5 protein-coding genes are annotated in these 5,907 nt (G+C 55.0%); 1 reads left to right on the top strand and 4 read right to left on the bottom strand.

The features are described from left to right. Positions 1–359: 359 nt before the first annotated feature. Positions 360–2,417, top strand: coding sequence for an SUMF1/EgtB/PvdO family nonheme iron enzyme (locus tag ACWIUF_RS17895; RefSeq protein WP_448573880.1), 2,058 nt, complete (start codon positions 360–362; stop codon positions 2,415–2,417). Positions 2,418–2,447: 30 nt separating this feature from the next. On the opposite strand, the gene ACWIUF_RS17900 is transcribed toward ACWIUF_RS17895, so the two are convergent. From ACWIUF_RS17900 to ACWIUF_RS17915, 4 genes are all read right to left on the bottom strand, one after another. Continuing rightward, positions 2,448–3,926: an adenylate/guanylate cyclase domain-containing protein gene (locus tag ACWIUF_RS17900; RefSeq protein WP_448573881.1), complete on the bottom strand. Its 1,479-nt coding sequence runs from the start codon at positions 3,924–3,926 to the stop codon at positions 2,448–2,450. Between the two features lie 7 nt (positions 3,927–3,933). Beyond that, complete coding sequence (locus tag ACWIUF_RS17905) at positions 3,934–4,275, bottom strand: slr1659 superfamily regulator (RefSeq protein ID WP_448573882.1); 342 nt, start codon at positions 4,273–4,275, stop codon at positions 3,934–3,936. 123 nt (positions 4,276–4,398) lie between these two features. After that, complete coding sequence (locus ACWIUF_RS17910; RefSeq protein ID WP_448573883.1) at positions 4,399–4,995, bottom strand: slr1658 superfamily regulator; 597 nt, start codon at positions 4,993–4,995, stop codon at positions 4,399–4,401. 84 nt (positions 4,996–5,079) lie between these two features. Further along, positions 5,080–5,727, bottom strand: coding sequence for a cobalt-precorrin-8X methylmutase (locus ACWIUF_RS17915; protein WP_448573884.1), 648 nt, complete (start codon positions 5,725–5,727; stop codon positions 5,080–5,082). Positions 5,728–5,907 lie beyond the last annotated feature (180 nt).

Genomic DNA, 5,907 nt, shown 5'->3' on the forward strand with positions numbered 1-5,907 from the left:
GGGCGGGGGATCTATCAGGGGGCAGATGACAAGGCTAGGGAGCCGCCACGTACAGTAGGGAAATGAACGAGTGTAGGGGCATCGACCGATCAGGCGTGGGTAGATCAGGCATAGGTAGAGCAGCACATGGGCAGCAAGGACTAATTTCTTCGACGATACGCACTTTGTCAGGATTGGGGTTGAGACGGACGTCAAGCTGGGGGTTACCGTTGGTCCAAGTTTGGCTAAATCCGGATAGCTGTACTCGCCCCAGAAAGACATCATAGAACGCTGCTACCCTTGCTCTCCTTTTATAACGGATTCACGCCTCAATTCAGTTCAATAATCCAGTGTGTAAAGTTCTCTAAAGTGCCCCTGGTATGAGTTACTGTCTCAATCCTGATTGTCGCCAACCGCAAAATCCCAAGGCGGTTCGGTTTTGCCAGACTTGTGGTGCTAAACTTTTGTTGCGCGATCGCTACCGCGCGGTGCGGCAGTTAGGGGAAGGGGGCTTTGGTCGGACGTTTTTGGCGATCGATGAGGATCGTTTCCAGTCTGCCTGTGTGATTAAGCAGTTTTCACCCCCCCCAGAGATTCAGCACAACCCCAAGCTGATGGAAACGGCCATGCGTCTGTTCAACGAGGAAGCCCAACGCCTACACCAGTTAGAGGAATCACCCCAAATCCCCCGGTTATTAGCCCATTTCGATCAAACCCTAACCCAGGCCACCCCACCGCGTCCCCCGGCCCCGGCCCAGATCCCTACCCAGACTCGGACAGACCATGCCCTCTACCTTGTTCAGGAGTATATTGAGGGCCAAAACCTCCAGGCTGAATTGGAGAAAGCGGGCCTCTTCTCTGAGGGCAAAATCCAGGACCTTCTGGCGGATCTGCTGCCCCTGCTGCACTTTATCCATCAGCATCGGGTTGTCCATCGGGATATCAAGCCGGAGAACATCGTTCGGCGCACTATTTCTGGCCAGTTTGGCCCCCAGCGCACGGGGGCCAAGGCAGGACAGTTGGTCCTGCTTGACTTTGGGGCTTCCCGGCAGTTGACCAACAGTCGCCGCCCCGGTACGGTGGTGGGCAGTCTGGGATATGCTGCGCCCGAACAACTCAATGGGAGGCAGGTTGGGTTTGCGACGGATCTCTATGGTTTGGGCGCCACTTGCCTCTATCTGTTAACGGGCCGATCCCCCCTGGAACTCTATGACCTCATCGGCGATCGCTGGTGTTGGCAGACGGCCCTCCCCAAACCCCTGCGTCCGGAATTGGTCCAGATCCTCGATCGCCTGTTGGCCCGCTCACCGAAGGAACGCTATGCTACAGCTAGTGAAGTCCTCCGGGATCTCAAGGCGATGCCAACTGCCAATCGCAAGCGTGCTCGGCGCTCGCGTAGCCTTGCCCCTGGTGGTGCATCTCCCCAACCTCCCGCTATTCCCTCCCCCTCTTTCTCTCTAGCCCAATCTGCCCTGCCCCGTTCCCCTGGCCAGCCGTTGCCTACTCCAGGGGCAAGTTCGCACCGTTCACCGGCCCCCCAATCGTTGGTCACCGCGACGGTAACAGCCCCAGCGCCAACGTACCTGATCCCCCCAGCGCTACCCCCTCGGCTCCAACCTGTCCAGGTTGAGGGCGTTACCCTGCGGCGCAAACGGGTGCTCTGGCACCGGACGATCGCGTCGGTATATCATCGCCACCAGGCCCAAGTCTTTGAAGAGTTCCTGGGCAACCAACAGCACCTGACAATGGTGATGGTCCCAGACGGCATTTTCCTAATGGGGGCTACCCCAGAGGAAACGGGGAGCCGCACAACGGCTCTACCCCAACATCTGGTCACCGTTGCCGCCTTTGCCATGAGCCAGACCCCCATTACCCAAGCCCAGTGGCAGGCCGTGATGGGCACTAACCCGGCCTATTTCCAGGGGGAGCACCGCCCGGTAGAAACGGTGTCCTGGAATGAAGCGACGGAATTTTGTCGCCGTTTGCAAAGCCTTACGGGACGTTCCTATCGCCTACCGAGCGAAGCCGAGTGGGAGTATGCCTGTCGGGCGGGAACAACCACGCCCTTCCACTTTGGCGAGGTGATGACAGCGGCGGTGGCCAACTATGATGCCAGCTATGCTTTTGCCGCCTGTCCAACGGGTAAATATCGCCAACAAACTACCTCCGTGGGTAGTTTCCGTCTGGCCAATGCCTTTGGCTTTTACGATATGCATGGCAATGTTTGGGAGTGGTGTGCTGATCCCTGGCATGATAACTATGTCCAAGCACCCACCTATGCCAGCATTTGGGAGTCCGAGGGTGATCCGGGCTATCGGGTGTTGCGGGGCGGCTCCTGGTTTAGCTACGCGGGCCTCTGCCGATCGTGGGTGCGGGATGGTCTTTCCCCCCTTGATCGCCGCAACGATATTGGTTTCCGGGTGGTTTGCTCCTTGTAACGATCGGGGCCGATCGTCCTGTTGCCCTGCTCAAAGCTGGTTTTTGCGACCGAGGAGCCAATAGGTCGGCATCATGCCCTTCCCCTTGACGTGGATGTTGCCGCGTTGCTTGAAGTGGTAGTGGGCGGCGAGGGCTTGGTAGACAATCTCCGTGACTTGAATGGCCCCCGCTTTGCCCTGGGATTCCATGCGGCTGGCAATATTGACCGTATCGCCCCACAGGTCATAGCTAAACTTCCGGGTTCCAATAACCCCCGCCACGACGGGTCCCGTATGGATGCCAATTCTCAAGGTAATCGGTTGGTTATCCCGGGTGCGGAAGTGTTCAATAGCGGCCAGCATATCTAACGCTAAGTTGGCCATAGCATCTATATGATCGGCCTGGGGTTTGGGTAAACCACCCACTACCATGTAGGCATCCCCGATCGTTTTAATTTTTTCTAAACGGTAGCGATCGACCAAGCGATCGAACATTGAAAAAATTGTATTCAGCAGGTTAACAATTTCCTCTGGCGCCGTGGTGGCTGACAGGACCGTAAAATCGACAATATCGGCAAAAAGGACCGTCGCGGTAGGAAACGAGTCGGCGATTGTCGTTTGGGCCTGCTTCAACCGCATCGCGATCGACGGTGGCAAAATATTGAGCAACAAGCGTTCGGCTAACTGGCGTTGTTCCCGCAACTCAAGCTCCATCTGGCGGCGGTTAGTAATATCTTGAACGCTCCCTTCATAGTAGAGGACCTGTCCCGCCACATCCCGCACCGTGCGGATATTTTCTGAGATCCAGATCAGGGAACCATCAGCGCGATAGACCTGGGACTCAAACTCAGACACCGTTTCAAACTGACGCAGGTAGACCAGCAGCTCATCCCGCCGCTTGGGTTGGGCATATAGGCTGCCCACATCTTCCACACGGGCCATCAACATGGCGGCTGACTCATACCCCAAAATCGTGGCCAATGCCGGGTTCGCACTGAGATACTGCCCTGCTTCGGTTATCTGAAAAATCCCCTCCGCCGCATTTTCAAAGATGCTACGATACTTCTCCTCCGCCTGACGCAGTTGGGCCGTTTGTGCCATCACCTGCTGTTCCAGTTGCTGGGATTGTTCGCGCAGGGTCTCCTCCGACTGGCGCATTGCGGCGACGGCTTGGGTATAAAACTCATACTCCAACATATCGCCATGCGCCGCCGTTGCCTCCAGAATCAGTTCTAGGTCCGCCTTGTCCCGCAGCACTGTCTCCAGGATCTGCTGAAGCGCTGCCTGGGCCAGTTGCCGTTCCCGAATCTCAGCCTGCAACTGTTGATTGGCCGTATGCAGTTGGGCCTCGATCAGATCACCATGTTCTGTGGTGGTCAGGAGGGCGATTTGTAGATCCTGGTTTTCCTGGCGCAATCGTTCGACCTCGGCCTGCAATTGCCCAAGTTGGTAACGCAGCGATCGCGTAGCGTCTTCACTGGAGAATCGCGCGGTGGGTTTACGGGTGGCATCGCAATCATCCTGAGACATCAGCCCCTTAGGTAAAATCTAGTTGAAGAGAGGGCATCAACCGTTGCAGATTTTTCAGCGACTTGGCCTGCCAGAGAACCTGGTCCGATCCCTGGAAGACAAGGGCCGCATCTCCCTTTTGACGAACCTTCACCACAAACATCGATAACATACTGATGCCGGAGCTATTGAGAAACTCCAACTCCCGCAGGTTAACAGTTAATACCGGGGATTTGGCCAGCACATCCAGGAGGAGATCCATAATCGGTCGATACTCCTCCATTCCCTCCAAACGCAGGAATCCTCGGAAAAAGACAGTCGCAGTTTCCGGCTCATACCGCACGACATAATCGTCAGTTTTAATTTCCACAGGTATTCACTCCTGACTGCATCACTGAACATCAATGTTTTTCATCGAACCCTGCAATGGGTGGAGACCCGATTGAAGTAGCCCTGGGGCCACCGGGGTAATGGAACACCAACCCTCGTCACCCTAGTCAGCAATGGTCAACCAGGCCATCACGGTGATTTTCATAATCTCAGAGTGATCGTCAATGGCTTGAAACCGCCAGCCCATCTTCGCCCCATAGTCATTCATAATCGTCAGCAGCCCCATGTTAGACATCTCCCCTCCCATTGCGGTTTTCTCCAATTGTTGGATGTAAAATTCGCCTAAATCAGCCGCTAACAAGGTTTGGATAAAGGCTTGGTAGGTGCTAGCCCAAGCAGGGGTGCTGTAGTTCGTGACTTCAAAAATAATTTCCTGTTCATAAAGATGTAGGGTAATGCTGATCGGTAGACCACTACTCTCATCGCTGTATTTAACAGCATTTTCAATTAACTCATTGGCAATATAGCTAACGGCGGCTTTGACCGTGTCACGGCGGTTGATTTTACTATCGGGGATCTCGTCGCCGGGGAAAAAAGCGGCAAAGTAGTCGCCTAAAAAATCGGCGGAAAGACCATAATTACCCCAGCGGCGACGACGGGGAACGGAGGCTGGTGAAAAGTTAAGGGTTAAATATTCATCACTAGCGGGAATCGTGTCTAGGGACAGACCAAAGGTTTGTGAGGCGGGGGGAGCAACCATAGGGTAATCACCAAAAGTTGGATGGCGATGACAGCGTAATCATCAAGATCTCATCAGCCCTTAATCTTATCAGATACCCTTCTGCTATCCTGGCATATTGGCTGCGATCGCTAATCGTAAAAGTGCGTTCACGATCGCGGCGGCAACGGCTGATCCGCCCTTGCGGCCTTCCACCCAAATTTTAGGTACGGGAGTTGCCCGCAGGGCAGCTTTTGACTCCAGCACAGCGACAAACCCGACCGGTACCCCAATGATGAGGGCAGGGAACTGGGCTGTCTGGTTAACTTGCTGGCACAGGGCGAGCAGGGCAGTGGGTGCATTGCCAATGACATAGATCGCCTGGGGATACTGGTGCCAACAGTGTAAGAGCCCCGTTGCCGTGCGGGTGCGATCGGGCGCGGCAGTCGTCACCTGTTCGACGGCACAGATGAGGGGGTTACCGAGGGTGCGGGTCACCATGCCTTGGATACCCTGCCGCACCATCCCGACATCGACAACAATGGGCACGCCTGCTCGCAAGGCGGTGATTCCCTGGGCGATCGCATCCGGGCTGAAGCGCATCAGGTCCTTAAATTCAAAATCAGCCGTACTGTGGATGATCCGTTGCACGATCGCGTACTCGGCAGGGGAGAAGGAATGGGCACCAATTTCCTGGTCAATTTGGGCAAAGCTAGCCGCGACGATCGGGTGTAAATCTGCCGGGGATAGGTTAAGCGATACGGAATCTGACATAGGGGCTGGCAGGATACTGAGGGGTTGCAATAGGTGGCTGGCCAGAAGTGTTGAAAGTTAGGTTAAGCGATGGAAAAAAGGGACAGAATGCAGTATTCTGTCCTCTAACAAATAAAAAATGATGTTCTATGATAGCCTCATTCCCGAAGCTTGTCAAATTGATCTTGAAGCAGCTTTGTC

The sequence above is a fragment of the Trichothermofontia sp. genome (assembly GCF_053493415.1).